We start from the raw sequence: 26,508 nt of genomic DNA, 5'->3' as shown, positions 1-26,508 counted from the left end.
TGCCGTCCTTAAATTCTTTATACACTAGGTTTAATTATGCCCTGGCCGTTAAGCTTTTAAAGAAGACAAAGCTAAATCCAAGGAACAACATAAAGTGGAACGGAAACAGCCCAAAATCGTTTAATGGGACCGCACTGTACATGCCAAAAAGGAAATACAGCATTAAGGCGAACTCCAAGATCATGTTGGGAGACAGTTTCTTGGCCAAGTACTTGTTGCCCTTCCAGCTTTGGGTGAGGTTATTGATATTAAACTTAGGGGTACGGACAAATTCACTTCGCTTACCCATATGGCCTTCCAGCACCGCAATGGAGTTGTGCAAGGAGAAGCCCAAGGCTACCGAGAAAAAGGTAAAGAACAGTTTTATATAGTCCACAAAATTGTCAAAACTACTGCCCTGTACGCTCTTGTACGTAAACCAATAACAGATAAAAAGGATGATGGTACTAAGGATAAAGAAGCTGGTCGCCTCAAATACCCATGCCAAATGGCCATACATGTTTTTGATGTACAACATAGGAATGCTCAACAAGGCCACGGTAAACACACAAAGGAACATACTACTGTTCAACAAGTGCATCACCCCATGAAACTTGGTCTTAAACGGAATGTTCTTGGCGCTGATTACGCTCCAAACGGTCTTTCTAAAGTTTTCCGCACCGCCCTTATTCCAACGGAACTGCTGCGAACGTGCCGCACTGATTACTACGGGAAGTTCGGCAGGCGTCTCAACGTCCTCCAAATATTTAAACTTCCAGTTCTTTAATTGGGCACGGTAGCTCAAATCCAAATCCTCGGTCAAGGTATCACCTTCCCAGTTACCGGCATCCAAAATGGTTTGTTTCCTCCGGATACCAGCGGTACCGTTAAAGTTGATAAAGTGTCCTTTAGCGTTTCTACCTACTTGCTCCAAAGTAAAGTGGGCATCCAAGGCAAAGGCCTGTATTTTGGTCAGGGTAGAATAGTCACGGTTCAGGTGGCCCCAACGGGTCTGTACCACGCCAATTTCCGGGTCCTTAAAATAGATAACGGTTTTCTTTAACCAATCAGCAGACGGCATAAAGTCGGCATCAAAAATGGCAATGAACTCGCCTTTGGCAATCTTAAGTCCTTCTTTAAGTGCACCGGCCTTAAAGCCCGTTCTATCCGTTCTACGAATGTGCTGAATGTCCAACCCCGTTTCCTGAAGTTCAGAAATACGTTGTGCGGTGGCCGCTACGGAGTCATCCGTAGAGTCGTCCAACACTTGAATTTCCAACTTGCTTTTTGGGTATTCAATTTTGGCTATGTTTTCCAACAAACGCTCCATTACATATTCCTCGTTGTACACGGGAAGCTGAATGGTCACAAAGGGGATTTCCTTTGGATTCATCAAGTTGAATTTTGGAGCCGTTTGGTTCTTTCTTTTTTGGGAAAGGTAATTGACCAATAGGTTCAATTGTGCCAAACTGTAAAAGAAGATCAACAGCAGTGCAATACTATAGATTGCGATGATAATGTAAGAGATGGTAAGTGCCATATTATTTTAAACTGTATTTAAAGATCCAACCCAATATTTTTACTCCGGCAAAGATAGTACCTTTTACCGTACCGGACACTTTTGAAACACCAATTCTTTTCTTGTAACGTACTGGTACTTCGGTATATGCCATTTTTTTTCGCAAAATTTTCAATTGCATTTCCACCGTCCATCCGTACGTTTTGTCCTCCATTTTTAATTCTTTGAGACTTTCGTATTTTATCGCCCTAAAAGGTCCTAAATCCGTAAATTTCGACCCAAAAAATAATCGCATTAAAAATGTGGCCAATTGGTTGCCAAAAACCTGTTGCGGGGTCATGGAACCTCCCTCCCGCAAACTTTTTTTTCTCGCCCCTACAACAAAATCAAGATCGTTTTCAATAATGGGAGCTACAACCTTATCCAATTCTTCAGGATAGTCGGAATAGTCTCCGTCGATAAATACGATAATATCCGGTTGTTTGGATTGTTTGTCGATGTAATCCATTCCGCAAAGACAGGCATATCCATACCCTTTTTTGGTCTCGGTAAGCACCGTAGCCCCAGCTGCACGGGCGTTTTCAACAGTTGCATCGGTAGATGCATTGTTAATAACTATTATTTCGGAAACCGATTTTGGAAGGTCATGGATAACGTGCGCAATGGAATCTGCTTCATTGAAGGCGGGAATAATAACTTTTATGTCCGTCATTATCTTAATTGAAAAGGCGGTTAACCATCTAAAGGTAATTTGGTCGCAAAAGTATCAATAACTTACCATCTTTTGGGATGGTTATTGAAGAACTACTTCTTATTTACCAAATCCATCAAGTCCACATCATTGCCCAAAAGCACTTCGGTAGGATTGATTCTACCTTCTTGCGGCCCGTTCTCCAATTTAAGAACGCCACGGGGACAAACCGCTGAGCAGATACCGCAACCCACACAACTGGAACGGACAATGTTCTCTCCTTTTTGGGCGTAGGCACGCACATCGATACCCATCTCACAATAGGTGGAACAATTGCCACAGGAAATACACTGGCCCCCGTTGGTGGTTATCCTAAATTTTGAAAATAATCGTTGTTGAAAGCCTAGAATAGCTGCCATAGGACATCCGAAGCGACACCATACCCTGCTACCAAAAATGGGGTAGAAGCCTGTTCCAATCACCCCGGAAAAAATACTTCCTATCAAAAAGCTGTAGGTAGTTCTCAAAGTGTTGGACTTGAAAAGAAAAATATTTCCGTCCCCACTAAAAAAGTGCATGGCGGTCAACACCGCAATAATTGTAAAATAGCCAATGGCACCGTATCGGGCGTCCTTTTGTAGTTGGTCCCTTTTAAAGATCATTACCCAAGCGAAAACCAAGGTTAGTATTACGGATACACCTATGAGAAATGTTGTTTTGGTCAACCAGTATTTGCTGGTATCGTTCCCCAAATAAGAATAGATAACTGCCGTGGTCATTAGCGTAACAAAAACCACTACGCTATGCACTACCCAGCGTTCCACTTTCCAGGCGAATTTGGATTTATCGCTCAATTGACGAAACGGGCCCCCACCGTTTCCGCCAGGGCACCACAACCGCAGACCCATGAGCAGTACCATCGTTTCCCGAATTTATATGTGAGAATTGGGGAAATCACAAAAATGGAAAGGATGCCGAAAAACAACATGGCCAAGCCGATATCCCCGGCATCGATAAATCCATTAATTCGATATCGCTCAAAATTGTAATAGTTGAGTGGCCACATGTTCTTGAGGTCGTAATATGGGAGGTCTCCGTTCAAACGCGCCATGATTTCTGGAATAATAAAGGCAAAGGCCGTTTGGAAGAACATAACACTTAGCGTCCGCAACCTTTGGTAACCACTATGTCTATATTTCCACATGAATTTAATTCCGAAGGCTAAAATCCCCAGGGTGTAGAGAGTGCCATACACAAACCACTGACTGGCCGGGTTTCCACTCAAGGCCTTACTTAGTGGGTCGAACAGAGCAATCAATCCCTTGTTGTCGCCATCCTGAACCAAACCCGGATATTCCGGATAGAAATAAAGGACAATATAAAATCCCGTTAGCGCAATGCCGGTCAGCCAGCCCGTAATACCCCTGCTCGAAATGGATTTGAACCACACCCCATCGTTTTTAATTCCTTCATATTTATGCGCATAGGCGGCTTGGGAAAATAGGAATACACCCAAGAAAATTAGCAGCAGTGATAAGCTTAGCCAAAGGGCACTGTTGCCCAACTGTAAATTGAACAGTTGTAAAGTAAGGATGCCCAAACCGGTCATTCCGATCAGAACGGATATTTTCTCGGTTGGTGTTCAGGGCCTTTGGGGGTTCGCCGGCCAGTGACATGCTTTTATCTATAGTGCTCATTGAAGTTGTTTTATCGTGTTGGTTTGGGTTTAGTGTAGATTTAAAATTCGCTTCCAACTTTTCTTTTTAGGCTGGATGTTTTGATTAAAGTCCGAATTGAATTTTGAGACGATGGCACCTTCATAAGTGGCATAAAGCTCGGGGTCAAAGTTGGCATCCTTTAAATGCTCCAATACATATTCTATAGACCGCTTTTCATTGAGCCATCGGTCAAATAGTTCATGCCGCAATCGTATTCCGAAATTATTGATACCCAAAAATTCATGCGTGTCTTTGTGTAAGGCAATAGTGATACATAGTTTTTCCTTTGGATGCCTCCAATGGAAATGTTCCTCGTAGTCCTTTTTGTTTCGTTCACTAAAGACCCACCCATAGGTCTGATATTCAATGTCCAAGAATTTGGCCGAGTTGAACCAATGTCCGGGTTTGTATTCGGTAGGGTTGCTGCATAGGGTTTGCGCCAAGGTTTCGCCCATCATCCTTCCCGTATACCAAACGGCCTCAACGGGCCTTCTTAATCCTATGGGCTCATACTGTTCCGCACAATCCCCAATGGCATAAATGTCTTTAATATTAGTTTGGAGCAAACGGTTTACCTTGACCCCTTTGCCCAGTTCGATGCCGAATTTTTTAGAAAATCGATATTTGGGGTAACTCCAGCGGTCAATCCCACTACATCACATACAATGGTTTCGCCCCGATCCGTCACTACGGCTTTTGCTTTGCCATTTTCGTCGGATAGAATTTCCTTCAAATTGGTATCCAATCGTAAATCGATATGGTGTTCCCGGATATGTTCATTGATCATTTCCGATTCTCCCTTGGGCAACACCCCGTTCCGTAAGCTGGTCTCGCGCACTAAAAAAGTCACCGGGATGTCCCTGCTTCGCAACATTTCCGCCATTTCGATACCAATAAGTCCGCCACCTACGATCACTGCCCGTTTGCAAACATTTTTGTTTGGTGCATTTTTCTCCAACTGCTCCAAATCCTGTTTGGAGTAAAGGCCCTGAACACCTTTCAAATCCTGACCGGGCCACCCAAATTTGTTGGGTTTGGAGCCTGTGGCAATGACCAAGGCATCATAGGTTATTCGGTCACCATTGGAAAGGGAAACCGTTTTTTTCTCAGGAAGTACCTTTTCAATATAGCCGTTTACCAATTCTATCCTATTTTTTTTCCGAAGTTGTTCTCATACGGTTGGGTGTGTTCAAACTTCATGTGGCCCATATACACGTACATTAGGGCCGTACGGGAAAAGAAATAGTCTGATTCGGAAGAAATGACAGTGATTTTTTTATCGGAGCGTTTTCGAACATGTCGGGCAAGGGTTACCCCGTAAATGCCGTTACCAATGATGACGATGTGCTGCATGGGCAGGTTGGTTTTAGTTTGTATTTTGTCGTTGGAAAAATAAATTCCTTATCCAACAACGTCAATTTAAAAAGAATTTAAATAGAAATTGATCCTATTCCCAAATGCTTTGCATTGGATGGTTTGGAAAGGGAAATGGAGTACATTTTAAAGAAAAGTTTAACATATGACTTCTTGAAATGGGTTTACATGGCATGCCTAAATGCATTACTTTAGATTTAATATTGATTCACTATGAGGAACTTAGGACTATTAGTGCTGTGCTTTCTACAATTCTGTTGCAGCGGTGAGGCACAGAAAAAATTGAACGGGGTAAGTTTTGTGGCCTCTCGTGAGGAAGCGGCCCAGCCCCATGTGGACGAGCTCATGAAGATCTATGCCAATAGTGCCTCGGTGATGCCATTTGGCTTTATCCGAGATGTAGCTTCGCCTACCATTATATTCGATACGGAGAGGCAGTGGTTTGGGGAAACCGGAAAGGGTGCCAAACAATATATTGAGCTTTTAAAAAAGAATGGCATTCAGGTCATGGTGAAGCCGCAAATCTGGATTGGGGGAGGACAGTTTACCGGCACCATAAAAATGGCATCGCCCGAAGATTGGAACGTATTGGAGGATTCCTATGATAAATTCATTCTGAACTATGCGGAATTGGCAGAAGAAACCAAGGCCCCTATTTTTTGTATCGGTACGGAATTGGAATCCTTTGTAAAAAACCGTCCGGAATATTGGAACGAACTGATAGCCAAAATCCGTAAAATATATTCCGGTAAACTTACCTATGCGGCCAATTGGGACGAATATTCCGAACCCCCTTTTGGAAACAATTGGATTTCATTGGCATAGATGCTTACTTTCCCTTATCCGAATCCAAAACCCCAACAGTTACGGAATTGAAAGAGGGTTGGAAGCCATGGAAACAAAAAATAGCGGATTTGGCCCTTCAGACCTCAAAGCCGGTTCTTTTTACGGAATACGGTTACAGAAGTATGGATTATACTGCCAAAAAGCCCTGGTTGGTGGATCGTACAGAAGAAGGGGTGAATATGGAGGGGCAGTCCAATGCTAAAAGAGCTATTTTTGAGGAGTTTTGGGGTGAGGATTGGTTTGCTGGAGGCTTCGTTTGGAAATGGTTTATACAGCATGACCGTTCCGGTGGCGATAAGGATAATAGGTTCACGCCCCGTAACAAACCCTCCCGGACTATCATTGCCAATTACTATAAGTTGCACAAGGATTAGCTCACTTTGTAAATCAATAGTTTATATATACCAACTTGTTTAAAAATAAGTTGCCCTGCTGCTTTGACAAGGCTATTATTTTTGATAATCTTTGTAGCAGGAACACTATCGGCATGCGCAACTATACCTCTACCTCTTTATTTAGAACAGTACTTCTCGGTTTATTTCTGACTTTTTTTTCATCCACAGGTCAAACAAGCCCAAATACTATTGTGGCAAAAACGGGCGATGGTATATTTTCCGTTTTGAGGAAATCTGGAATACATCCCATTAAATATTATGAGCAATTCTTGGTGTTGAACGGAGATAATATCAAAAATGGTAGCGAACTGATTGTAGGAAAGGAATATATGCTTCCGAGATGCCCCTGATTCCTTTCGGGTTACAGGAACCCGTATAGTGGTTGACACTAATGTGGAAGAACCCATTTATGACGAAACCCAATTGTCACTTTTAAGTATAAAGGATACTTCCTTACAAAATTCTGTGTATTATTTTGTTCATTCCGGCGGGGCGGACTCTAAAAAACGGTTTGACGAGGTAACGAACCAACTGGCAAAGGATTTAATGGTAAAAGGAGCTAGGGTATATGTTCTAGAAAATGCGGATATGGATGGTTATTCCTCTGATTCCCTTTCTTTAGCTGCTAAAAGGGAAGTCTACGGAAATTACTCCAGTGTCATCAACAAAAAATATTTGAGGCACAATGGGAGCTATCAGCGAGTGATCCTACTCGAGGATAACGCAACAAAAGGGCAAAATACTACCCTGAGCGTACGTCATAATGCCAAAAGTAGAGAAGGGCAACAATTCGCTTCTGTCTTACATGAGGTACTGCGAAAAAACGCAAAAATACCTGGCAAGGTTCAAAAGGAAACCAATGCGTTTAAGGATGAGGCAAGTGTATACTTGGCCAATAATTTGGTTCCGCCGGTCATCATTTTGAATTTTAGCGATGCCTCAGATCCGAAGAGTCCTGGCTTTAACCTAAAAGCCGAAAAGAAACCCTTGGCCGGTTTATTGAACGATGGTATACTACAGGACTACTCTCATTTGAACCTTGAAAATTAGTGCCTTTTTTATGGGATTATTCGGCATGAACTTTGATTTTGGAAAAGGTATGGTGCGCAACGCTTTCTTATTTGTTTTTTTATGCTATGCCCAAAGTTTTCTTTTGCATGGGCAAGATACCTTGGCGACTGTAACTGCTGAAAAGGGAGATGGTATTTATTCCCTTTTGAGGAAGCATGGGGTAAACCCATATGAGTATTACCGTGAGTTCATCGATATCAATTTGGATAACTTACGGGACAGTGTTCACCTCTTGGAAGGTAGGACCTATGTGATTCCAAAAATAGAACTGGATACGGTGCCCGTGGTGGATTCCATACAAAAGCAGGCCAAGGAGGTGAAGGAGGTAGCGGCCACAACCTACGAGATTTTTGGTGAGGATCACAAAACGGTACTTTCCAAAAGTGAGCGATTAAAAGGAGCGATTTACTATTTGGTCTCAGGTCATGGGGGCCGCGACCCTGGCGCCATGGCCGTCTATGCGGGTAAGTCTATTTCCGAAGATGAATACGCTTACGACATTACCTTGCGCTTGGCCAAGGAGCTTTTGGCTCACGGCGCTACGGTCTATATAATTATTCGGGATGAAAACGATGGTATTCGAGAGGAGCGGATTTTAGAAATGGACCGGGACGAGGTCGCTTATCCCGATATCGAAATTCCTTTGAACCAATTGGATCGATTACAACAACGCGTGGATATCGTAAACGACCTGTACAAAAAGAACAAAGGAGCGTATCAGCGATTGATCGTGACCCATGTAGACAGTAGGAGTGAGGGGCAGAACATAGATGTCTTTTTCTACCATCATGAAAAAAGTAAAAATGGAAAACGGTTGGCCGAAAGTATACATACGACCTTCGAGGCAAAATACAAACAGTACCAGCCCAACCGCAACTACTCAGGTACCTTTGAAGATCGTACATCTCTCTTTTTGGTCAAAAAAACACACCCCGCCATGACCTTTATCGAAATCGGGAACATTCGTAATGAAAAGGATCAGCGACGCATATTGGATCCGGACAACAGGCAGGCATTGGCCAAATGGATTTCAGAAGGCGTGATTCTCGATTATGAGGAACGATAACTACAAGGCGATATTCTTCCTGTAATATTGGTACATGGATTCCGGGCCCCTTCCCAAATAATATTTTAAATGAATGATAGCGAAGTGATATTGTAAGGTAACCATTCCGATTTGCATATACCTTCTTGCCGAAGTTTCCACAAAATCGTTGATGATCTTAAAGTGCGTCTTTTTGTATAAACGCCTGATAAACTCATTATCCTCATACACTAGATAATCTTCGTCAAATCCTTCAAGGGATTCGAAGAGTTCCCTGCCCACGAAAAGCGATTGATCTCCACCCCGGCAGATAGGCTGGTTTATTTTGGTACACCAAGCAAAAAACCGGAGAAAATAACTAGGGGTGTCAAATTTCAATCGGAAACAACCTGCTTGTATTCCCTTTTCAAAGTTTTCTAAAATCTGTGTATCGAAGCCTGGTGGAGGAAGGCTATCTACATGTAGAAAATACAAAATATCGCCTTGGACATGTTTTGCCCCTAAGTTCATTTGTTTGGCACGTCCTTTTGGACCGGAGATAACCTTGGCCCCAAATTGTTTGGCCATTGAAACGGTTTGATCCGTGCTACCCCCATCCACCACCAAAAGCTCCTTTATTTGGGTTGAGGTCGAATTCTCGGAAATTTTGGCCAATACCCTTTGAATATAATCTTCCTCGTTCAATACAGGGATGATAATACTAATATGGTGTAGTTTACTGGGCATTTAATCTTTAAAATTCTCTCGGAAGGCCTACCTATAATTGCTTGATGAGTTCTCGGAACAGCTTTACCATTTTGGGTTCGGTCGCCTCGGCAATGGCTATGATTTCCGCAATATTCACCGGTTCCAAATGGTCGGGGTCGCATTCATCGGTCAGCACCGATACCGCCACAATAGGGAGTTCCAAATGGTTGGCCACAATAACCTCCGGAACGGTGCTCATTCCTACGGCATCGGCGCCCAAGATTTTCAACATGCGATATTCAGCTTTGGTTTCCAGCTGAGGACCTACGACAGAGGCGTACACACCGCATTTTAGGGAAATCCCCTGTTCTTTGGAAATATTCATCAATTTCTGACGCATCTCCTTATTGTATGGTTCGGACATGTCCACAAAACGGGATCCAAATTCGGCTACGTTCTTAAAGGCTAGGGGAGATCCTCCTTGTAAGTTGATATGGTCTTCGATCAACATCATGTCGCCTTTCTGAAAATCCAGATTGATGGCCCCGGCAGCATTGGAAATAAATAGCTTTGAAATACCCAGCATGTGCATGACCCTGATGGGATAGGTGATGTCCAAGAAATCGTATCCCTCATAAAGATGAAAACGGCCCTGCATGACCACTACTTTTTTATCCTCTATATTCCGTACACCAACTTACCTGTATGGAACTCGACTGTGGCCAAGGGAAAGAAGGGGATATGATTGTAATGGGCCTCAATGGGGTCCTGTATATCATCCACCAATTTTCCCAAACCGGTACCCGTAACAATACCAATTTCAGGAGCGTCGAATCCCTTTGATTTTAAGTGCGCTACCGATTCTTCCAACTGTTTTTTTTGCATGCTTATATATTCTTTAAAAATGGGGCAAAGGCCGGAATGTCCTTTATGTCCTCGTAATAATCTACATCGTTTCTAAGCTCTAAAAGTACTTTTTTTTCATCTTTTAAATCGGATAGCGTGGCTTCTAATACGCTTTCTGTTCCCCAATCCTTATTCTTAAAAAGTTCAGGTTTTAGTTGTTTCATGCCCAACAAATAATAGCCACCATCCTCAGCAGGGCCTATGACAAAATCGTTTTGGGCGAGTACCTTAAAGCCCTCTTCCAAATCTTCTTGGGACAAATCATATAAATCACTTCCAATGATGATGATTCTTTCATACCCTCGGCTAAAGCCGTCCTGAAAGGCATTGAGCATCCGGGCACCTAAATCTTCCCCTGTCTGTAATTTTTTATCATATTTCTTGTTGTCCCATTTATCCTGTTCCCAAATTTCATCCGAGTAGTAGACAGTCTTATCAGCGTATAAACCCGATGTAATCTTTACAGTATGATCCAAAAGAAAGTTGTAAATATCCAAGGCCGCTTGATCCCCAACTTTGGCCGCCAATCTTCTTTTACCCTTACCTAGCTCCGGATTTCTTGTAAAAATCAACAATAGGTTTTTAGAACTTGCCAAAGTGAAATCAATCGTTTTTTCGTCCTTTTCGTTTTTGTTGTTCTGTAAGATTCCCAAGGGTCAGAGGCGTTTGACTTTTTTAAACAAATAGTGATGGTCCTTCATAGGTCGTTCAAGGTTCATAAACCTTAATGCCTTTTTTCAATAATCTCCCCCACAAGCGGTTGTAGGCATGTACACTATCCGTTTCAACCCCCTGTGAGTTGTATACCGTTCCGTTCTTGTTTTTCCATTCAAAAATGCCTCCATAGAGATTTTTTACGTTGGTATACCCCAACTCTTGTAACCTTTCGCCTATATCCTCGGAGCGGACACCAATGGAGCAATAAACAACGATGGGTGCTTCCTGATCGGGTAAGGTTTCCTGTACTTTAGAGGGATCAAAGTCGCCGTTACCTACCCAAACAGCATTTTTTAAGTGGCTTACATTAAATTCATCTAGTTCCCTAGCATCCAATAAAATAGTGGAATCATCCACTACCAAATTTTCCGGTTGAATATAGGGGACAGACTCCTTATTCAACAATTTTAGGGTATTATCCAAGGTACGTTGTGCCATCGCCGAATTTCTGAACAAAATGAGGGTAAGTATTAAAAATAGAAAGGATAAAACTTTTTGTGTCATCCCCACAAAGGTAGTATTTTTAGATGTGGGTGTTTCTATCCACTAACCTTATAATAACGTTACCGAAATGCTAAAATTTGCCGTCAAGGTCTGCACTATTTTCATCCTTCTTTCCTCTTGCAAGGATGTTCCAAAGAAAGTCGCTGTTGAGGAACCTGAAGCTACCTCCTATTATACCGAACCTTACAGACCCCAATATCACTTTTCCCCTCAAGAAAAATGGATGAACGACCCAAACGGATTGGTATATCACGAAGGAATGTATCATTTGTTCTATCAGTATTATCCGGATGATATTGTCCGGGGGCCGATGCATTGGGGCCATGCGACCAGTAAAGACTTGATTCATTGGGAACACAAACCGATTGCCCTATATCCTGATGAACATGGACTTATTTTTTCCGGTTCTGCGGTGGTAGACCATCAAAATACATCCGGTTTTGGAACGGAAGAAAATCCTCCTTTGGTTGCCATTTTCACCTATCATAATATGGACGGGGAAAAAGCGGGGGAGGACAATTTTCAGACACAGGGCATTGCCTATAGTTTGGATAATGGGGATACCTGGACAAAATATGAAGGCAATCCCGTGATACTAAATGAAGGTATACGCGATTTTAGGGACTCCAAAGTGTTTTGGAACGAACTCAAAAACAACTGGACCATGCTTTTGGTCGCTGGGGATCATTTACAGATTTGGCAATCCAAGAATTTAAGGGAATGGGAAAAGGTCAGCGAATTTGGTAAAGATAAAGGTGCCCATGGCGGTGTCCGGGAATGCCCCGACATGTTTAAGTTAAAGGTGGAAGGCACAGATACCGAAAAATGGGTCTTGTTGATCAGCATCAATCCCGGTGCGCCCAACGGTGGGAGCGGTACCCAATATTTTGTGGGCGATTTTGACGGAACTACTTTTACAACGAATCAAGAAGATGCCAAATGGGTCGATTGGGGCCGGGATAACTATGCCGGAGTCACCTACAATAATGTACCGGACAACGAACGAATATTTATAGGGTGGATGAGCAATTGGGCCTATGCCCGGGACACACCCACCGAGGTATGGCGAAGTGCCAACACCATTCCCCGAAACCTATCGCTTCATGAAAATAATGGCGAGGTGGAATTGTATAGTTATCCTATTGCCAATTTTGACAAGATTGTGGAACATTCTTATGAAGAAACACCCGTGGCCCTTAAACCAATGCAGAAGACCCAAGTGGCCCTTAAGTATGGTAACCAATCCGAGATTCGTTTTAAGATGAATCCCACCGATTCCAAATGGATTTTTAGTAATGGGGAGGGTGACAGTTTGGTCATCACCTTAAACAAACAGGAGAAAATGCTGTTGTTGGATCGCTCCAAATCGGAAAGGTGGATTTTAAACCCGAATTTGTTCTTGGCAACCAACATATGCCCATTCCCAATATACCCGAAGGAGAAATGGAAGTTCAGATGTTGTTGGATCATTCGTCCTTGGAAATCTTTTTAAACAAAGGCCAGTATGTGATGACGAACCAAATCTTTCCCAACGGGGATTATACTGAGCTTAGGTTAGAAAACACTTCTGACACCGAACTTAAAATAGACAGCCTAATGGAAAGTAAAGTGATGCGGATTTGGGATTGAAAACTTTAGTAAACAAAAAAATCCTCACCAAACGGTAAGGATTTTATGTGGTACCTCCAGGAATCGAACCAGGGACACACGGATTTTCAGTCCGTTGCTCTACCAACTGAGCTAAGGTACCAAGTCCCGATAGCTATCGGGAATGCGGCTGCAAATATAATTTCAAATTTCACATATACCAACTAAAAAACAAAAAAAGCATCCTTTTGTTCTGTAAGTACTTTCAATTTTCTCGGTTTTGAGGCTTTTTTGCTGGGCGCACCGTCCTAAATGCCAAAAAAGCAACCCTTTTCCATAATTCCCATTAATGATTGGGAGAAATTGGGAATTTCATAAAATGTTCTTAATAAAATCTAAATAGGAATGGGAGTTATATGTATAATTCCCTATTTTTAAAGCTAATCGTTAAGTGAGGCCCTACTGGCCAATCCTTTATAAAATATGGGCTTAATGGTTACTGACTAGAAAAAATATAACTCGAACAGATGAAACGAAGAAACTTTGTGCAGTTGTCCGGCATGGGGGCGGCCTCCTTATTGGTGCCAGCCAGCATGATGGGCAATGTAATTGAAACCGAAGCCCTGCTAGAACCGGGGATGGACGTGGTCCTGAAAAAGAAAATGGCAGATGTGGCCCTGAACACGGCCAAATCCTTGGGGGCCAGCTATGCGGATGCCCGTATTGGTAGATACCTTAACCAGTATGTATTTACCGGAGAGGATAAGGTACAAAACGTGGTAAATACCGAATCCTTTGGTATTGGCATCCGGGTAATCGCAAATGGAACCTGGGGTTTTGCCTCTACCAATAATGTGACCGAGGATGGAATCCAAAAAGCCACCCAACAGGCTGTAGCCATTGCCAAGGCCAACTCCAAAATTCAAAAGGAACCCGTTAAATTGGCACCTGTACAGGCCCATGGCGAAGTTTCATGGAAGACCCCCTTAACCAAGGATTTTAAGGATGTACCGGTTTCTGAAAAAGTAGATCTGTTGTTGAGCGCGAATGCGGCCGCCATGGAGAATGGGGCCAACTTTGTGAACTCTGCCTTGTTCATGGTGAACGAGCAAAAATATTTTGCCTCTACCGATGGCTCTTATATAGATCAGGACGTACACCGTATATGGCCAACCTTTAGTGTAACGGCCGTAGATAGGGCAGCGGGTAAATTCAAGACGCGCCAAGCCATGAGCGCACCTATGGGCATGGGATATGAATATATGGACGGACTCGCATCGGAAAAGATGGAAGGTCCTGCTGGAATTACCTTGTACAGCAAGAGCTATGACATCGTTGAGGATGCCATACAGGCGGCCAATCAGGCAAAGGAAATGCTTTCGGCGAAATCTGTAGATCCAGGAAAATATGATTTGGTGCTGGAACCCAACCACTTAGGGTTGACCATTCACGAATCGGTGGGCCACCCATTGGAATTGGACCGTGTCCTGGGATATGAGGCGAATTACGCCGGTACCAGTTTTGCTACCTTGGATAAATGGAAATCGGGTGATTTTAATTATGGAAGCAAGATCGTAAACCTCGTAGCGGACAAGACCCAAGTAGGAAGTTTGGGAGCAGTTGGCTATGACGATGAAGGTGTGAAGACCAAAAAATGGGATTTGGTTCGCAACGGTACCTTGGTGAACTATCAGGCCATTCGCGATCAGGTGAACATCATTGATCAGAACGAATCCCATGGATGTTGCTATGCCCGGAGTTGGAACGACGTCCAGTTTCAACGTATGCCCAATGTATCCTTGGAACCTGGAACCGAAAAGTATTCCATTAAGGATATGATAAAGGATGTGGAAAAAGGTATTTATATAGCGGGTCGTGGTTCCTATTCCATTGATCAGCAACGATACAACTTCCAGTTTGGTGGTACGGTATTCTATGAAATTAAGAACGGGGAAATTGCGGGTATGCTGAACGATGTGGCCTACCAATCCAATACCCAGGAATTTTGGAATTCCTGTGCCAAGATTTGTGATGAAGGGGATTACCGTATGTTCGGTTCCTTCTTTGATGGAAAAGGCCAACCTTCTCAGGTGAGTGCCGTGTCCCATGGTAGTTCTACCTCAAGGTTCAATGATATCAATGTAATTAACACGGGTCGTACTATTTAAACGATACGCAATACAAAATTTCAGAAATGGCAATATATACAGAAGAAGAGGCTAAAAAAATCATGGAAAAAGCGTTAAGCTTTTCCACGGCCGATACATGTGAAATAAACCTGAGTGGAAGCGAGAGTGGAAATATCCGCTATGCCGGAAATACCGTTTCCACGGCGGGTCATAGATCCAATCAATCTTTAGTGGTACAATCCAGTTTTGGAAAAAAATGCGGAACGGCGACCATAGACGAGTTTGATGATGCTTCCTTGGAAAAGGTGGTGAAAAGAGCGGAGGAACTGGCGAAACTTTCCCCGGAGAATCCGGAATTTATGGAACCGTTAGGGCAACAGACCTACGATACCGCTATAAATTTTGTGGAGGCTACGGCAAATATTACCCCTGAGTACAGGGCCTCCGTGGCTAATGATAGTATTACACCGGCAGCGTCCCAAGATGTGACAGCTGCAGGATTTTTGGATGATTCCTATGGTTTTAGCGCTATGATGAACTCCAAAGGACTCTTTGCCTATAACAAATCGTCCAACGTGGATTTTACGGTGACCATGCGTACCAATGACGGGACCGGTTCCGGATGGGTTTCTAGGGATTTCAACGATATTGGAAAATTTGATGCGGCCGAGGCTTCCAAGGTCGCCATCGATAAAGCGGTCATGTCCAAGGAGGCAATGGCCATTGAGCCTGGAAAATATACTGTGATTTTGGAACCTGCAGCTGCGGAAAATCTGATAAGCAACATGGCAAGGTCTTTAAATGCCCGTACTGCAGACGAAGGACGAAGCTTTATGTCCAAAGAAGGCGGTGGTACTAAAATGGGTGAGAAAATCGTGGATGAAAGGGTAAACCTTTGGTCAGATCCCTTGAACCCAGCAGTTCCAACGAGCACATGGAACGGAGGTGGACAACCTCTGAAGAAAACGGTATGGATTGAAAATGGCGTAGTCAAGAATTTGGCATATGATCGTTTTTGGGCCCAAGAACAGGGAGTAGAGCCAGTACCCTTCCCGAACAATATTATTATGGGAGGTGGGGATGCCTCGTTGGAGGACTTGATAAAAAGCACCAAGAAAGGAATCTTGGTAACCCGGCTTTGGTATATCCGTACGGTTGACCCTCAGACCTTATTATATACGGGACTTACGAGAGATGGAACTTTTTATATTGAAAACGGACAGATAAAGCATCCGGTGAAGAACTTTCGTTTTAACGAGAGTCCGGTCATCATGTTGAATAATCTAGAGTCACTAGGGCAACAGGTTCGTATCAACGGTAATTTAATCCCATACATGAAAATTAGGGACTTTACCTTTACGAGCTTGTCGGACGCCGTATAGGGGCCAAAATTTTGAGAAGCTGGTTGTAATAAGTATTCAAATTGCAACCAGTTTTTCTTTTCACTAAGGTTTTACATTTTTAAAAACTTTTGTTTACCGTTGAGCAACGATTTTTTCTTTACACGACTACAATATGAATCCGGCGATTGGGATGTAGACCAACGCATGCCATCCAACCTACTAAATTCTTTGGTCGAGTACACGACGTTACAGGTAAATACGGTAGAAAACATTGTTCCCTTGGCCAGTGATGACATTTTTAAGTGCCCTTTTTGTTATTTATCAGGCCACAAGTTGGTGGAGTTTTCAAAAAAGGAAGAGGAGAATTTTAAAAAGTACGTAGATAACGGAGGCTTTGTTTTTGTGGACGACTGTAATCATGACATCGATGGTCTTTTTGCAAAATCCTTTGAACGCCAAATGGGGGACCTGTTCGGGAACGAAGCACTGGTGAAACTTCCCAACGACCATGAGTTATATACCATATTTTTTGATTTTGAGGATGGGCCGCCCACAACTTCCCAAGAATTGAACGGTTGGGGAGACGACCTTGTACATGAATACCTAAAGGCAATAGTGGTAAATGGTAGAATAGGCGTTCTCTACAGCAATAAGGACTATGGCTGTGAATGGGATTATGATTTTAGGAACAAACGTTGGTATAAAAATGACAACACCCGGTTTGGGGTAAATATTGTGATGTACGCATTAACATCTTAAGTAGAATACATGGATAAAAATTTAATGGCCGCGGAGCAGGAAATAAAAAAATTGACAGATAAATTACCGTTGCTGAAAAAGGAAATTGGAAAAGTCATTGTTGGTCAGGAAGAAACCATTGAGCATATGCTGATTACTTTTTTGGCAGGTGGCCACGCCCTTTTGGAAGGGGTGCCTGGACTGGCCAAAACCTTATTGATCAAGACCATTTCCCAAGCTATAGACTTAAAATTTAATAGGATTCAGTTCACCCCGGATTTAATGCCCTCGGATATTGTGGGTACTGAAATTTTGGAGGAAGACCATACTACTGGGAACAAATTCTTTAAATTCAATAAGGGACCCATTTTTGCTAATATCGTTTTGGCCGATGAGATCAACAGGACGCCTCCTAAAACGCAGGCCGCTTTGTTGGAGGCCATGCAGGAATTTGAGGTCACTTATTCGGGGAAAACCTATGAAATGGATCGGCCATTTTTTATTCGGCTACGCAAAACCCCATTGAGCAATCGGGGACATTTCCTCTACCGGAGGCGCAGCAGAACCGTTTTCTTTTTTATATCAAAATCGGGTACCCAACCGCAAGCGAAGAAGAAATCATTTTAAAGAACACTACTGGAACGCATCGTCCCAAAGTGGAAAAGATTATCACTGGCCCCGAAATAATTAGGTTGCAGGAATTGGTACGGGAAGTGCACATAAGTGACGATCTTATTGGTTACGTCAGCAATCTAGTGAGGGCCACCCGTCCGGAATCTTCCAATTCCGACTTTGTAAAAAAATGGGTAGGTTGGGGAGCGGGACCCAGGGCAGGGCAGGCCATGATTCTAACAGCCAAAGCTAGGGCGCTACAAGAAGGTCGTTTTTCAGTAACCATGGAAGACCTGAAAAAAGTAGCCTATCCAGTATTGAGGCACAGGGTCATTGTCAATTTTAGGGCAGAGGCTGAAGGAATCGATTCGGATAGTGTTACCAAGGAATTATTAGATCAAATAATAGCAAACGTAAAATAGTATCCTTTTGAAGACGGACTACAGGGAACTTTTTCAACCACAGATCATAAACAGTGTATCAGGCTTGGCATTGATAGCCCGGGTCATAGTGGATGGTTTTTTATCTCGGTTCGCATCAAAGTAGGCGGGTAGGTCCCGGACAAGAGTTTAGTCAGTATCGGGGTTATCAACCGGGGGATGATATGCGGCTGTTGGATTGGAAAATGTTGGCCCGTTCAGGGAGATATTACATAAAGGAATCGGATATTGACACCCAAGTAAACGTGAAATTTATCGTAGATACCAGTGCCTCAATGCTGCATGAAGAGGACGGACTTACAAAAATTGACTTTGTACGGGTGTTGGTGGCATCGCTGGCCTATATGTCACACAATCAAGGAGATATGGTAGGGCTGTATGCACTGAATAATTCAGGTTTGAGGAGTGTATATCCGGCGGCGCATAAAAAACATTACAATCGTATTTTACATGAACTGATCGAAATGAAGGTGGGAGGCGAATGGCCCGGTAACTTGGACGATCTTGAAAAGATTCATCAAAGGACCCAAAAGGAATTGTTGTTCGTGATTACAGATATGCACGAAACCGGCACTGAATTGACCCACTGGATCCAAAACCTAAAGACCTCGAGAAACGAGGTGGTGGTCTTGCATATTTTGGGTGAAAATGAAGTGGAGTTCAACTATTCCGGCGCTGTGGTTTTTGAGGATTTGGAGACTGGAAAAAAGGTCAAGGTGGATGCAAAAAATGCCAAGAGGGCCTATTTGAAATCAATGGAAGCCAATCTATCGAAACTAAAGAATGATTTCCTTTCAAAAAATATTAGCTATGAACTGTTTCGCCTTCAAAACCCTATTGAAGAGGCGTTACAATTATTTTTAAAGAAACGGATCGCATTGAGATAAATGACATTTTTGCAACCTACATATCTCTCGGGCCCTATTTTCTTTGGCCATTCCATTGATCATCCATTTGTTGAACAAAGGGGATGTTAAAACAGTGAAAGTAGGAAGTGTAAAATTCCTTAGGGAATCAGATACAAAGCAATCCCGAAAAATTAGATTGAACGAATTGTTATTATTGTTCCTTCGGATGCTTTTGTTGGCTCTGATTATTCTGTATATGGCGGAACCCCAATGGAAACGGAATGTTGAAAAGGCGTCGCTTACCTATCTGATAGAACCTTCTTTGGTGGATGATGAAACCTTTATGTCTTTCACGGACTCCCTACCCCAAAACAATATGCGATGGTTTATAGAGGGTTTTCCGGAGTTTGAAGTTGAAATTGACCCAAAAGTAAATCCCAATTATTGGCAGCTTGCCCAAAAGTTGCATGAAGTACACTCTGACAGTATAGTGGTATTTACAAAGGGTCTTGTCCAAGGTATCAAAGGAACAAGGCCCCGAATTTCTCAGAAGGTGCATTGGATCGTCGTAGATAATGAGCTTGAAATTGACAAGTACATTGCGGCAAAAAAAGTGCAGGACTCCGTTCTTTTATATAAAGTAAGCAGTTCCTCATTGGTAACGGATTTACAAAAAAATGTTTTGTCCGGAAATGATGAAAAAATAAAATTAATGACAGGCGATAGCCTTGAATTGGAGGAATCCGGAAAAACTATCAAAGTCCCTATTGTTAAGAACGACACTCTTAAGGTGACCATAGCGTATGACGAGTACTATCAGAAGGAGATGCAATACTTCTCGGCTTCCTTAGAGGCAGTTAGGGAATATGGGATGCAGGAGATACTTTTAAATAGAATAGATGCTGACGCCCAGTTTTCGGAAGGGCGACCCATGGATTTGTTAATTTGGTTACGAAACGATAAGGTACCCGAAATCGACCTGACAACCATTGCAATAAAAAAGGATTCTTTGGCCAATACACTTTTAGAAAAAACGGAATCCAAAAATCGGTATCATCTCACAGGGCGATTGAACATTAAGAACACCATAGAGGAAAACTTTACAAATGAGTTGGCCAAGCTGTTATTAGAAGATGATAGTTTGTATCAAAAAATGAAAGGTTTGGACCAACGTGTAATGGCAGAACCCGAATTGACTACGATAGTCTCCAATGAAGGAGTTGATTCCCAAAGTTTTCAATCCATGGATATTTCACCCTGGATTTGGCTGACGATTGTTTTGGTGCTTGTCTTGGAAAGAATCTTATCAAAATTGAAAAAACAATGAGGGAGGCCCAAGATATTTTACGTAAGGCATTGCTTAAATGGCGTTTGATTAAGAGTGCAGAGGTATTCCTTTCGAGCTTGGCCGTGGGGTTGACTGCCTATTTCCTTTTTTCCAATCTTTTGGTGGGATTTATCTGTTTTTTAGGAACTCTTTTAATAGCGTCCATATACCTAAGGCCTTGGAAGTATACTCTTAAAAATCTCTGTTCCCATATTAACGGGACTATTGCCCCTATGGAGCATAGTACGGAGTTACTTTTAGAAAATGAGGGTCAACTACCTCTTTTGTCACAAATTCAACGGGTGAGGGCAGGTGAAACACTCCAAAGACACAAGAGTAAAATACGATTTAAAAATGTACTGGGACCTATTATTGGGATTTCATTTGTTTGTGTTTTGGTTGCATGGCTGCTACATATTTCAGGTATTTTACACGGAGGTCAAAATCAATTGGAGGTGCCAAAAAGTGATGTAGTGAATTTTCAAGTATTGGATTCTTTGGATGAGGAAATTATACCCCCAAATATTATTTCATGGCAAATTCGTATTAAGTATCCTGGGTATACACAAAAAGCTGATGAGTATACGTCACAAATGAACTTGGATGTTTTGGAAGGCTCAAGGGTAACTTGGAACATACAGTTTGATCAGTCATTGAACGGAGTGCAGTTACAATTTGGGGAGGATTCCCTCTATATGGATAAGATAAAGGATACCTATTCGAAAACAAAGTTGGCGGATTATTCTAGTTTTTATGCCATAAAATTTAGGGATTCCCTCGGCAATGCATATTTGTCTGATTTATATGCTTTGGAAACTTATAGTGATGAGCCCCCTAGTATCGAATTGGAAGGTTTGCAGCAGTTTAGTTCTTTTGAGTATGAAAGTCCCCAAAAGCTGACATTTAAAACCCAACTAAACGATGATTTTGGCTTGACCGATGTAGCAATAATAGCCACTGTGAGCAAGGGAAGTGGGGAGTCCGTCAAGTTTAGGGAAGAACGGTTGGGTTTCGACTCAAAACTTGTCGCTGGTACCAAGAATCAGAACTTTACCAAGACCCTAAATTTAAAGGAACTGAACATGGGGCCTGGTGATGAACTCTATTTTTACGTGGAAGCCAAGGACAATAAACAACCCGGACCCAATATTTCTAGAACGGAAACATTTTTTTCGGTGATTGAGGATACCGTAACGAATCAATTTGCGGTAGAAGGGACTTTGGGTGCCGATCTAATGCCCGATTATTTTAGGAGCCAACGCCAATTAATCATCGATACGGAAAAATTGATCGCAGAGAAACCGGTCATTGAAAAAAGGAATTCAACTTTAGAAGTAATGAGTTGGGCTTTGACCAAAAAGCATTACGGATAAAATATGGTGAATTTATGGGGGATGAAAGCGAAGGGGATCCTGTAGTTACAGAAACTCAGGAAGAAGCTGCAACGGAAAATCCTTTGGCGGAATATACTCACGACCATGATGGTTCCAATGAGCACAATTTGGTGGCCGAGGAGCATGGAGACCACGAAGTTGAAGGAAACGAAGGTGGTGAGGAGGATCCGTTGGAAGCCTATGTGCATAATCATGAGGACCCGGAAGCCTCTACGCTCTTTGCCCAATCCCTTAAAAGTAAGTTGAAGCAAGCCATGGCGGAAATGTGGGATGCCGAATTGTATTTACGACTTTTTGAACCGGAAAAATCCCTGCCCTATCAGTACAAGGCCTTAAAATTAATTCAGGAAATAAAGAACAGCGCACGGATTTACGTGCATAGAATTGGATTTGATCCTCCGCCTATCAAGGAAGATAAGCGTTTGACCGGTGATCTTGAGGAAATAGGGAATTATTCCAAAGACGAAACGTTGGATCGGCAAGAATCGTTTGACAATATGCAAAAAGCCGTTGCCCGTTTAGAAATTCTTTTGGACTCCCCTGGTTTAATTTTAAAACAAGACCAACAATTGTTCGATAAAGCAGGAAACGAACTGGCACAATTGGCTATTGGAGAACCGGTGAAATATTTGGAAACCTTGCAAGCGATCAAATGGCTATCGCAAGCAGAAAGGATAGATAGAGAACAAATAAAAATAGCCCTGAACGGAATTTATAGGGCCCTGCCCAAAAAGCAGACATTACCGCGGGCGGATTGGCGATATACAAATCGATTGAACAACCTTTTTATTGATGCCTTGAATGTGGAATAGTTTTGATTTTGATTATAAGGAAGGGTGGCTACTGGTGGTATTTACGGCTCTATTACTATGGGCAGTTTTCATATTTAAAGAGTGGAAGGGTAAGGCGGATAATCGATTCTATATAAATCTAGTACTAGGGCTCGTGGCTATTCTTTGTTTTTCAATACTAGTTTTGAGGCCAACCTACTTACAAAAGGTAAAAGGCGAAGCTATACTATTGACCGAAGGATACCAAAAGGAAATCTTGGATAGCATAAAAAGAACCAATCGCAGAATTTCTAGTATAGAGTATATACCGGGGATGGACCTTTCGGCCCGTTTGGATTCCATTGACCGTTTACTGATTTTGGGACACGGGGTTCGGGAGTTTGATTTATGGCAAATTAAGGAAGACCAGGTTTCTTTTTTGCCTACTGAAATTTCAAATGGAATTGTACGGTTAAAGTACAACCGAAAGGCTAATTTGGGAAGTGATTTGATTGTAGAAGGAGACCATAAAAGCAACGTTTCCCAAATGAAGTTGGTACTGCTAGGTCCTGGAGGTTTGCCTTTGGATTCCTTAATCTCTAAAATGGATAGTACCCGTTTTAAGTTACGCACGAACCTAAAAGTACCCGGAAATTTTCTATATCATTTACAAGTAAGGGATAGTACTGGTTCTATCGTTAACATGGAACCCTTGCCAGTTGAGGTATGTGGTAACAAACCATTAAAAATTCCGGTGATTAATGAATTTCCTTCCTTCGAGACTAAATATTTAAAGAATTTTTTGTCGGAAGAAGGTCATGAAGTAATAGTCAAAACTAAACTAACCAAGCAGAAATACAAGTTTGAGTATTTTAATACGGCTAGGGTAGCTGTTTATTCCTTGAACAAGGATAATCTTCAAACTTTTGACCTAATCATTTTTGATGACCTGTCTTTAAAATACCTGTCGCGATCGGAACAAAGGTTTTTGGCCGAAGAAGTAACTAATAATGGACTTGGGGTTTTTGTGCAACAAACAGGGAATCAATTTCAAGCCAAGAACCTTTTAGGTGAATTTAAAATAGTCCCGGACAATCAAACGAGTTTACAATTACCCATTGGATCAACTCCGGTTTTGGATAAATATCCCGTGCTATTCGGCAATGATGAACTTTTGGAAAATCCAATAGACAACTATGGAAATTCGAAACAAGTGGGGCGGGGGCGCATCGGCAGTACAATCTTGAAAGATACCTACCAACTGCTATTGGATGGAAAGGAATCGGAGTACAAGGAAATTTGGTCTAGTTTGATCAATGGCTTTCGCAAAAGGGCTGAAAACTTTGAAATGTTTTATGGAGATTCTTATTGGGCTTATGTGAATGAACCGTTTAACTTTTCCTTTTTTACATCAAATAAGAACTCTAATGTCTTTTATGAAAATGAATATCGCGTACCTCTTATTAGGAATTCCATAATATCGGATCAGTGGGAGGGAACTGTCTACCCCGGAAAAGCTGGATGGCATCAATTGGCATCTGAGTCGGACAGTGTTCTTACCTTTAATTTTTACGCCATGAAGGAAGGTAGTTGGAATACCTTGACAAACAATAACACCCTTGAATTGAATAAACGATATTTTAATGATGGTTCTACCCAATATCAGGAAAAATTATTGCCCCAAAGAATGAACCCAATTTGGTTTTTTGTTGTATTTCTGATTACTACGGGATATTTATGGCTTGAGCCCAAATTAAGGTAGTTCAATGGTCATTATATATTCGTGAAGCCATTCCATTTCATAACTTTACAATATGAATTTAGTCGTTGATATAGGAAATACCCTTGTAAAGTTCGCTGTGTTTGACAAAAACACCCTAATTTTTGACGACCGGTTTAAAATTGATGATTTTAAAGACAAGGTCAAAAGGCTCTTCAAGGAATATCCGGGTATTCAAAGGGCCATTTATGCTACGGTAGGTGTAACAGAGAAGAAATACCTTACTGTTCTTACCTTATTCTGTAAGGTACACGTGTTGTCACATCAGTCCAAAGTTCCATTTAAAAATAGCTATGCTACACCCCAAACCTTGGGTATTGATAGAATAGCCTTGGCAACCGCAGCTTATTATCATGCTCCCCATAAGAACACCTTGGTAATCGATGCCGGTACCTGTATAACATATGATATGGTGAACGATTTTGATGAGTATCTTGGCGGTGCCATATCTCCAGGCCTGAAAATGCGTTATCGGGCCATGCACGAGCAGACTTCTGCACTACCACTTCTCCAAATGGAGACTCCCCTGGATTTAATTGGAAATACGACTAATAGTAGTATGCACAGCGGAGTGGTCAACGGAGTCTGTGCCGAATTGGACGGAATAATCGATCAATATGCAACCCGTTTTGAAGATTTAACAGTTATTTTAACAGGGGGTGATGCGCATTTTTTGTCTAAAAGACTAAAAAATACCATCTTTGCGGATTCCAAATTCCTGCTAAAGGGACTTAATTATTTGCTGGAATACAACAAGCACTAGATGATCAAGAAAATTGTAATTGCAATAGTGTGCATGGCCTCAGCGGGTATGTATGCTCAAAACGGTACTGTTTCTCCCTATTCGTTTTTCGGTATTGGTGACTTAAGGACTTCGGCAACGGTTGAAAACCAAATGATGGGTCATATGGGTGTGTATGCAGACAGTATCCACTTGAATTTACAAAACCCTGCGGGTTATGGGGAATTAGGTCTTGATGTCATGGACAAGGTAGGTCCGGTAGCCTATACCGCCGGTATTTCCAATAAGCAAGTTCGTCTCAAGAGTTTTACCGAAGAACAGAGCAGCTCGTTGACCAATCTGGATTATTTATCATTGGGTTTTAGTTTAGGAAAAGGTTTGGGAATGGGTTTCGGTATTATGCCGTATTCTTCCATGGGATATAATTTTGTAGATGAAATCTCTAGTGGTGGACAGGCTCTTACCAATATTTTTAGCGGGGAAGGTGATTTGACTAAGGTGTACTATTCCATTGGATATCAAATTATCAAGGATGTAAGTTTAGGTGTAACCATAAACTATAATTATGGGATCCTATCTAACGAAAGATTGCAACAAATTGAGGATGTACAATTTGGAACCTTTGATAGAAGATCCTCTGAAATCAATGGTTTTGATTTCAATTATGCCCTCTTGTATACACCACAAATTAAGGAAGACCATACGCTTCACGCTTCTGTAAGGGTCAATACTCAAGGTAATCTTGTTTCCAAAAATGAGCGTAATATTGGCTCTTTCTCCATAGCTACTGGAGGCAATATAGAAAATATCGACGTTAATCTGGATGCCAATAACCTGAGGAATACAGAATTTAAAATACCCACGACTACTACCTTGGGAGTTGGTTATGGAAAGGATTATAAGTGGTTTTTAGGTGCGGAATATAGTTTTCAAGGCTTGAGCTCTTTTGAGAATCCTTTTTTGGGGACTGATAATGTTTTTTATAATGATGCCAGTTCAATTGCTTTTGGAGGATTTTTAACGCCCGATGCAAGGTCGTTAGACAACTACTTTAAGAGGGTGACCTATAGGGCAGGTGTGCGTTTGGACAGGACGGGTATGGTTGTCAATGATGTCGATATTAATAATTTTGGCATAACTTTTGGATTAGGGTTGCCATTGGGAAGAAGTTTCTCCAATCTTAATGTTGGTTTTGAACTGGGCAGAAGGGGAACCACCAGGGCAAACTTGATAGAGGAGAGCTACTTTAAGGTCAATGTCGGCCTTTCCTTAAATGATAGATGGTTCCAAAAACGAAAGATTAATTGATAAATTTTTAGTACATTAACCACTTTTAAATTTAGAAT

General features: G+C 42.0%; 22 protein-coding genes, 1 tRNA gene and 4 pseudogenes. 18 read left to right on the top strand and 9 right to left on the bottom strand.

Annotated elements, in window-relative coordinates; all coding sequences use genetic code 11:
- Positions 1-34: 34 nt before the first annotated feature.
- The 4 genes and pseudogenes from NYZ99_RS17160 to NYZ99_RS17145 form a co-directional block, all read right to left on the bottom strand.
- Entirely contained in the window at positions 35-1,519 is a 1,485-nt protein-coding gene (locus NYZ99_RS17160) for a cellulose synthase family protein (protein ID WP_260572442.1), read from the bottom strand.
- A gap of 1 nt (position 1,520) precedes the next feature.
- Complete coding sequence (locus tag NYZ99_RS17155) at positions 1,521-2,210, bottom strand: glycosyltransferase family 2 protein (protein ID WP_260572441.1); 690 nt, start codon at positions 2,208-2,210, stop codon at positions 1,521-1,523.
- A gap of 92 nt (positions 2,211-2,302) precedes the next feature.
- Positions 2,303-3,886: pseudogene (locus NYZ99_RS17150) on the bottom strand (4Fe-4S binding protein).
- 29 nt (positions 3,887-3,915) lie between these two features.
- A pseudogene (locus tag NYZ99_RS17145) lies at positions 3,916-5,260 on the bottom strand (NAD(P)/FAD-dependent oxidoreductase).
- 234 nt (positions 5,261-5,494) lie between these two features.
- Between NYZ99_RS17145 and NYZ99_RS23030 the strand changes: the two are divergent.
- The 4 genes and pseudogenes from NYZ99_RS23030 to NYZ99_RS17125 all read left to right on the top strand — a co-directional run bounded on the left by NYZ99_RS23030 (position 5,495) and on the right by NYZ99_RS17125 (position 8,659).
- Positions 5,495-6,501, top strand: a pseudogene (locus NYZ99_RS23030) (glycoside hydrolase family 113).
- 113 nt (positions 6,502-6,614) lie between these two features.
- Complete coding sequence (locus tag NYZ99_RS17135; protein WP_260572440.1) at positions 6,615-6,872, top strand: hypothetical protein; 258 nt, start codon at positions 6,615-6,617, stop codon at positions 6,870-6,872.
- Between the two features lie 28 nt (positions 6,873-6,900).
- Entirely contained in the window at positions 6,901-7,572 is a 672-nt protein-coding gene (locus NYZ99_RS17130) for a hypothetical protein (protein ID WP_260572439.1), read from the top strand.
- 10 nt (positions 7,573-7,582) lie between these two features.
- Complete coding sequence (locus NYZ99_RS17125; RefSeq protein WP_260572438.1) at positions 7,583-8,659, top strand: N-acetylmuramoyl-L-alanine amidase family protein; 1,077 nt, start codon at positions 7,583-7,585, stop codon at positions 8,657-8,659.
- On the opposite strand, the gene NYZ99_RS17120 is transcribed toward NYZ99_RS17125, so the two are convergent.
- The 4 genes and pseudogenes from NYZ99_RS17120 to NYZ99_RS17105 form a co-directional block, all read right to left on the bottom strand.
- Positions 8,660-9,364: a TIGR04283 family arsenosugar biosynthesis glycosyltransferase gene (locus NYZ99_RS17120; protein WP_260572437.1), complete on the bottom strand. Its 705-nt coding sequence runs from the start codon at positions 9,362-9,364 to the stop codon at positions 8,660-8,662.
- Positions 9,365-9,395: 31 nt separating this feature from the next.
- Positions 9,396-10,210, bottom strand: a pseudogene (locus tag NYZ99_RS17115) (purine-nucleoside phosphorylase).
- Positions 10,211-10,212: 2 nt separating this feature from the next.
- Positions 10,213-10,878: a TIGR04282 family arsenosugar biosynthesis glycosyltransferase gene (locus NYZ99_RS17110; protein WP_260575269.1), complete on the bottom strand. Its 666-nt coding sequence runs from the start codon at positions 10,876-10,878 to the stop codon at positions 10,213-10,215.
- A gap of 61 nt (positions 10,879-10,939) precedes the next feature.
- Positions 10,940-11,452, bottom strand: a complete 513-nt coding sequence (locus tag NYZ99_RS17105) for a rhodanese-like domain-containing protein (protein WP_338039080.1) — start codon at positions 11,450-11,452, stop codon at positions 10,940-10,942.
- A gap of 67 nt (positions 11,453-11,519) precedes the next feature.
- On the opposite strand from NYZ99_RS17105, the gene NYZ99_RS17100 reads away from it, so the two are divergent.
- The gene (locus tag NYZ99_RS17100) at positions 11,520-12,944 is read left to right on the top strand and encodes a glycoside hydrolase family 32 protein (protein WP_260572436.1); all 1,425 of its coding nucleotides are present in this window, start codon (positions 11,520-11,522) and stop codon (positions 12,942-12,944) included.
- Positions 12,866-13,081 (top strand): GH32 C-terminal domain-containing protein, encoded by a 216-nt coding sequence (locus NYZ99_RS17095; protein WP_260572435.1) that lies wholly within the window; start codon positions 12,866-12,868, stop codon positions 13,079-13,081. Before NYZ99_RS17100 ends, NYZ99_RS17095 begins: the two co-directional genes overlap by 79 nt.
- A 48-nt stretch (positions 13,082-13,129) precedes the next feature.
- Here NYZ99_RS17095 and NYZ99_RS17090 read toward each other — a convergent pair.
- Positions 13,130-13,202, bottom strand: a tRNA-Phe gene (locus NYZ99_RS17090).
- A gap of 364 nt (positions 13,203-13,566) precedes the next feature.
- Between NYZ99_RS17090 and NYZ99_RS17085 the strand changes: the two genes are divergently transcribed.
- The 12 genes from NYZ99_RS17085 to bamG all read left to right on the top strand — a co-directional run bounded on the left by NYZ99_RS17085 (position 13,567) and on the right by bamG (position 26,470).
- Positions 13,567-15,207 carry a TldD/PmbA family protein gene (locus NYZ99_RS17085; protein ID WP_260572434.1) on the top strand — a complete coding sequence of 547 codons (1,641 nt, stop codon included), beginning with the start codon at positions 13,567-13,569 and terminating at the stop codon, positions 15,205-15,207.
- 26 nt (positions 15,208-15,233) lie between these two features.
- Positions 15,234-16,550: a TldD/PmbA family protein gene (locus tag NYZ99_RS17080; protein WP_260572433.1), complete on the top strand. Its 1,317-nt coding sequence runs from the start codon at positions 15,234-15,236 to the stop codon at positions 16,548-16,550.
- 99 nt (positions 16,551-16,649) lie between these two features.
- Positions 16,650-17,270 carry a DUF4159 domain-containing protein gene (locus NYZ99_RS17075; RefSeq protein ID WP_260572432.1) on the top strand — a complete coding sequence of 207 codons (621 nt, stop codon included), beginning with the start codon at positions 16,650-16,652 and terminating at the stop codon, positions 17,268-17,270.
- Between the two features lie 9 nt (positions 17,271-17,279).
- A complete protein-coding gene (locus NYZ99_RS17070) occupies positions 17,280-17,876 on the top strand; it encodes an AAA family ATPase (RefSeq protein ID WP_260572431.1) in 597 nt (198 codons plus the stop codon).
- A gap of 29 nt (positions 17,877-17,905) precedes the next feature.
- On the top strand, positions 17,906-18,283 hold the full coding sequence (locus NYZ99_RS17065) for an AAA family ATPase (RefSeq protein WP_338039079.1): 378 nt from the start codon (positions 17,906-17,908) through the stop codon (positions 18,281-18,283).
- Positions 18,284-18,375: 92 nt separating this feature from the next.
- Positions 18,376-19,188: a DUF58 domain-containing protein gene (locus tag NYZ99_RS17060; protein ID WP_338039078.1), complete on the top strand. Its 813-nt coding sequence runs from the start codon at positions 18,376-18,378 to the stop codon at positions 19,186-19,188.
- Between the two features lie 43 nt (positions 19,189-19,231).
- Positions 19,232-20,476: a BatA domain-containing protein gene (locus tag NYZ99_RS17055; protein ID WP_420845141.1), complete on the top strand. Its 1,245-nt coding sequence runs from the start codon at positions 19,232-19,234 to the stop codon at positions 20,474-20,476.
- Positions 20,473-21,849 carry a hypothetical protein gene (locus tag NYZ99_RS17050; protein WP_260572430.1) on the top strand — a complete coding sequence of 459 codons (1,377 nt, stop codon included), beginning with the start codon at positions 20,473-20,475 and terminating at the stop codon, positions 21,847-21,849. Before NYZ99_RS17055 ends, NYZ99_RS17050 begins: the two co-directional genes overlap by 4 nt.
- 14 nt (positions 21,850-21,863) lie before the next feature.
- Complete coding sequence (locus NYZ99_RS17045; RefSeq protein ID WP_260572429.1) at positions 21,864-22,682, top strand: hypothetical protein; 819 nt, start codon at positions 21,864-21,866, stop codon at positions 22,680-22,682.
- On the top strand, positions 22,672-24,402 hold the full coding sequence (locus NYZ99_RS17040) for a hypothetical protein (protein ID WP_260572428.1): 1,731 nt from the start codon (positions 22,672-22,674) through the stop codon (positions 24,400-24,402). The genes NYZ99_RS17045 and NYZ99_RS17040 overlap by 11 nt, the downstream gene beginning before the upstream one ends.
- A 52-nt stretch (positions 24,403-24,454) precedes the next feature.
- Positions 24,455-25,183: a type III pantothenate kinase gene (locus NYZ99_RS17035; protein WP_260572427.1), complete on the top strand. Its 729-nt coding sequence runs from the start codon at positions 24,455-24,457 to the stop codon at positions 25,181-25,183.
- Positions 25,184-26,470, top strand: coding sequence for a BamG family beta-barrel-assembly machinery protein (gene bamG / locus NYZ99_RS17030; RefSeq protein ID WP_260572426.1), 1,287 nt, complete (start codon positions 25,184-25,186; stop codon positions 26,468-26,470).
- The last annotated feature ends 38 nt before the right edge of the window (positions 26,471-26,508 follow it).

The sequence above is a fragment of the Maribacter litopenaei genome, assembly GCF_025244665.1.
In the GTDB taxonomy this organism is placed as follows: Bacteria; Bacteroidota; Bacteroidia; order Flavobacteriales; family Flavobacteriaceae; genus Maribacter; species Maribacter litopenaei.
The sequence above is the reverse complement of the archived record's forward strand: the minus strand, read 5'-3'. Positions and strand labels throughout refer to the sequence as shown.

Excerpts from the sequence above, each read along its gene's own strand:
- NYZ99_RS17060 (WP_338039078.1), top strand. The coding sequence starts at position 18,376 with ATGGTTTTTTATCTCGGTTCGCATCAAAGTAGGCGGGTAGGTCCCGGA.
- NYZ99_RS17080 (WP_260572433.1), top strand. The coding sequence starts at position 15,234 with ATGGCAATATATACAGAAGAAGAGGCTAAAAAAATCATGGAAAAAGCG.
- bamG (WP_260572426.1), top strand. The coding sequence starts at position 25,184 with ATGATCAAGAAAATTGTAATTGCAATAGTGTGCATGGCCTCAGCGGGT.
- NYZ99_RS17050 (WP_260572430.1), top strand. The coding sequence starts at position 20,473 with ATGAGGGAGGCCCAAGATATTTTACGTAAGGCATTGCTTAAATGGCGT.
- NYZ99_RS17125 (WP_260572438.1), top strand. The coding sequence starts at position 7,583 with ATGGGATTATTCGGCATGAACTTTGATTTTGGAAAAGGTATGGTGCGC.
- NYZ99_RS17085 (WP_260572434.1), top strand. The coding sequence starts at position 13,567 with ATGAAACGAAGAAACTTTGTGCAGTTGTCCGGCATGGGGGCGGCCTCC.
- NYZ99_RS17070 (WP_260572431.1), top strand. The coding sequence starts at position 17,280 with ATGGATAAAAATTTAATGGCCGCGGAGCAGGAAATAAAAAAATTGACA.
- NYZ99_RS17040 (WP_260572428.1), top strand. The coding sequence starts at position 22,672 with ATGTGGAATAGTTTTGATTTTGATTATAAGGAAGGGTGGCTACTGGTG.
- NYZ99_RS17155 (WP_260572441.1), bottom strand. The coding sequence starts at position 2,210 with ATGACGGACATAAAAGTTATTATTCCCGCCTTCAATGAAGCAGATTCC.
- NYZ99_RS17095 (WP_260572435.1), top strand. The coding sequence starts at position 12,866 with ATGCCCATTCCCAATATACCCGAAGGAGAAATGGAAGTTCAGATGTTG.
- NYZ99_RS17100 (WP_260572436.1), top strand. The coding sequence starts at position 11,520 with ATGCTAAAATTTGCCGTCAAGGTCTGCACTATTTTCATCCTTCTTTCC.
- NYZ99_RS17035 (WP_260572427.1), top strand. The coding sequence starts at position 24,455 with ATGAATTTAGTCGTTGATATAGGAAATACCCTTGTAAAGTTCGCTGTG.
- NYZ99_RS17160 (WP_260572442.1), bottom strand. The coding sequence starts at position 1,519 with ATGGCACTTACCATCTCTTACATTATCATCGCAATCTATAGTATTGCA.
- NYZ99_RS17105 (WP_338039080.1), bottom strand. The coding sequence starts at position 11,452 with ATGACACAAAAAGTTTTATCCTTTCTATTTTTAATACTTACCCTCATT.
- NYZ99_RS17045 (WP_260572429.1), top strand. The coding sequence starts at position 21,864 with ATGGGGGATGAAAGCGAAGGGGATCCTGTAGTTACAGAAACTCAGGAA.
- NYZ99_RS17135 (WP_260572440.1), top strand. The coding sequence starts at position 6,615 with ATGCGCAACTATACCTCTACCTCTTTATTTAGAACAGTACTTCTCGGT.
- NYZ99_RS17120 (WP_260572437.1), bottom strand. The coding sequence starts at position 9,364 with ATGCCCAGTAAACTACACCATATTAGTATTATCATCCCTGTATTGAAC.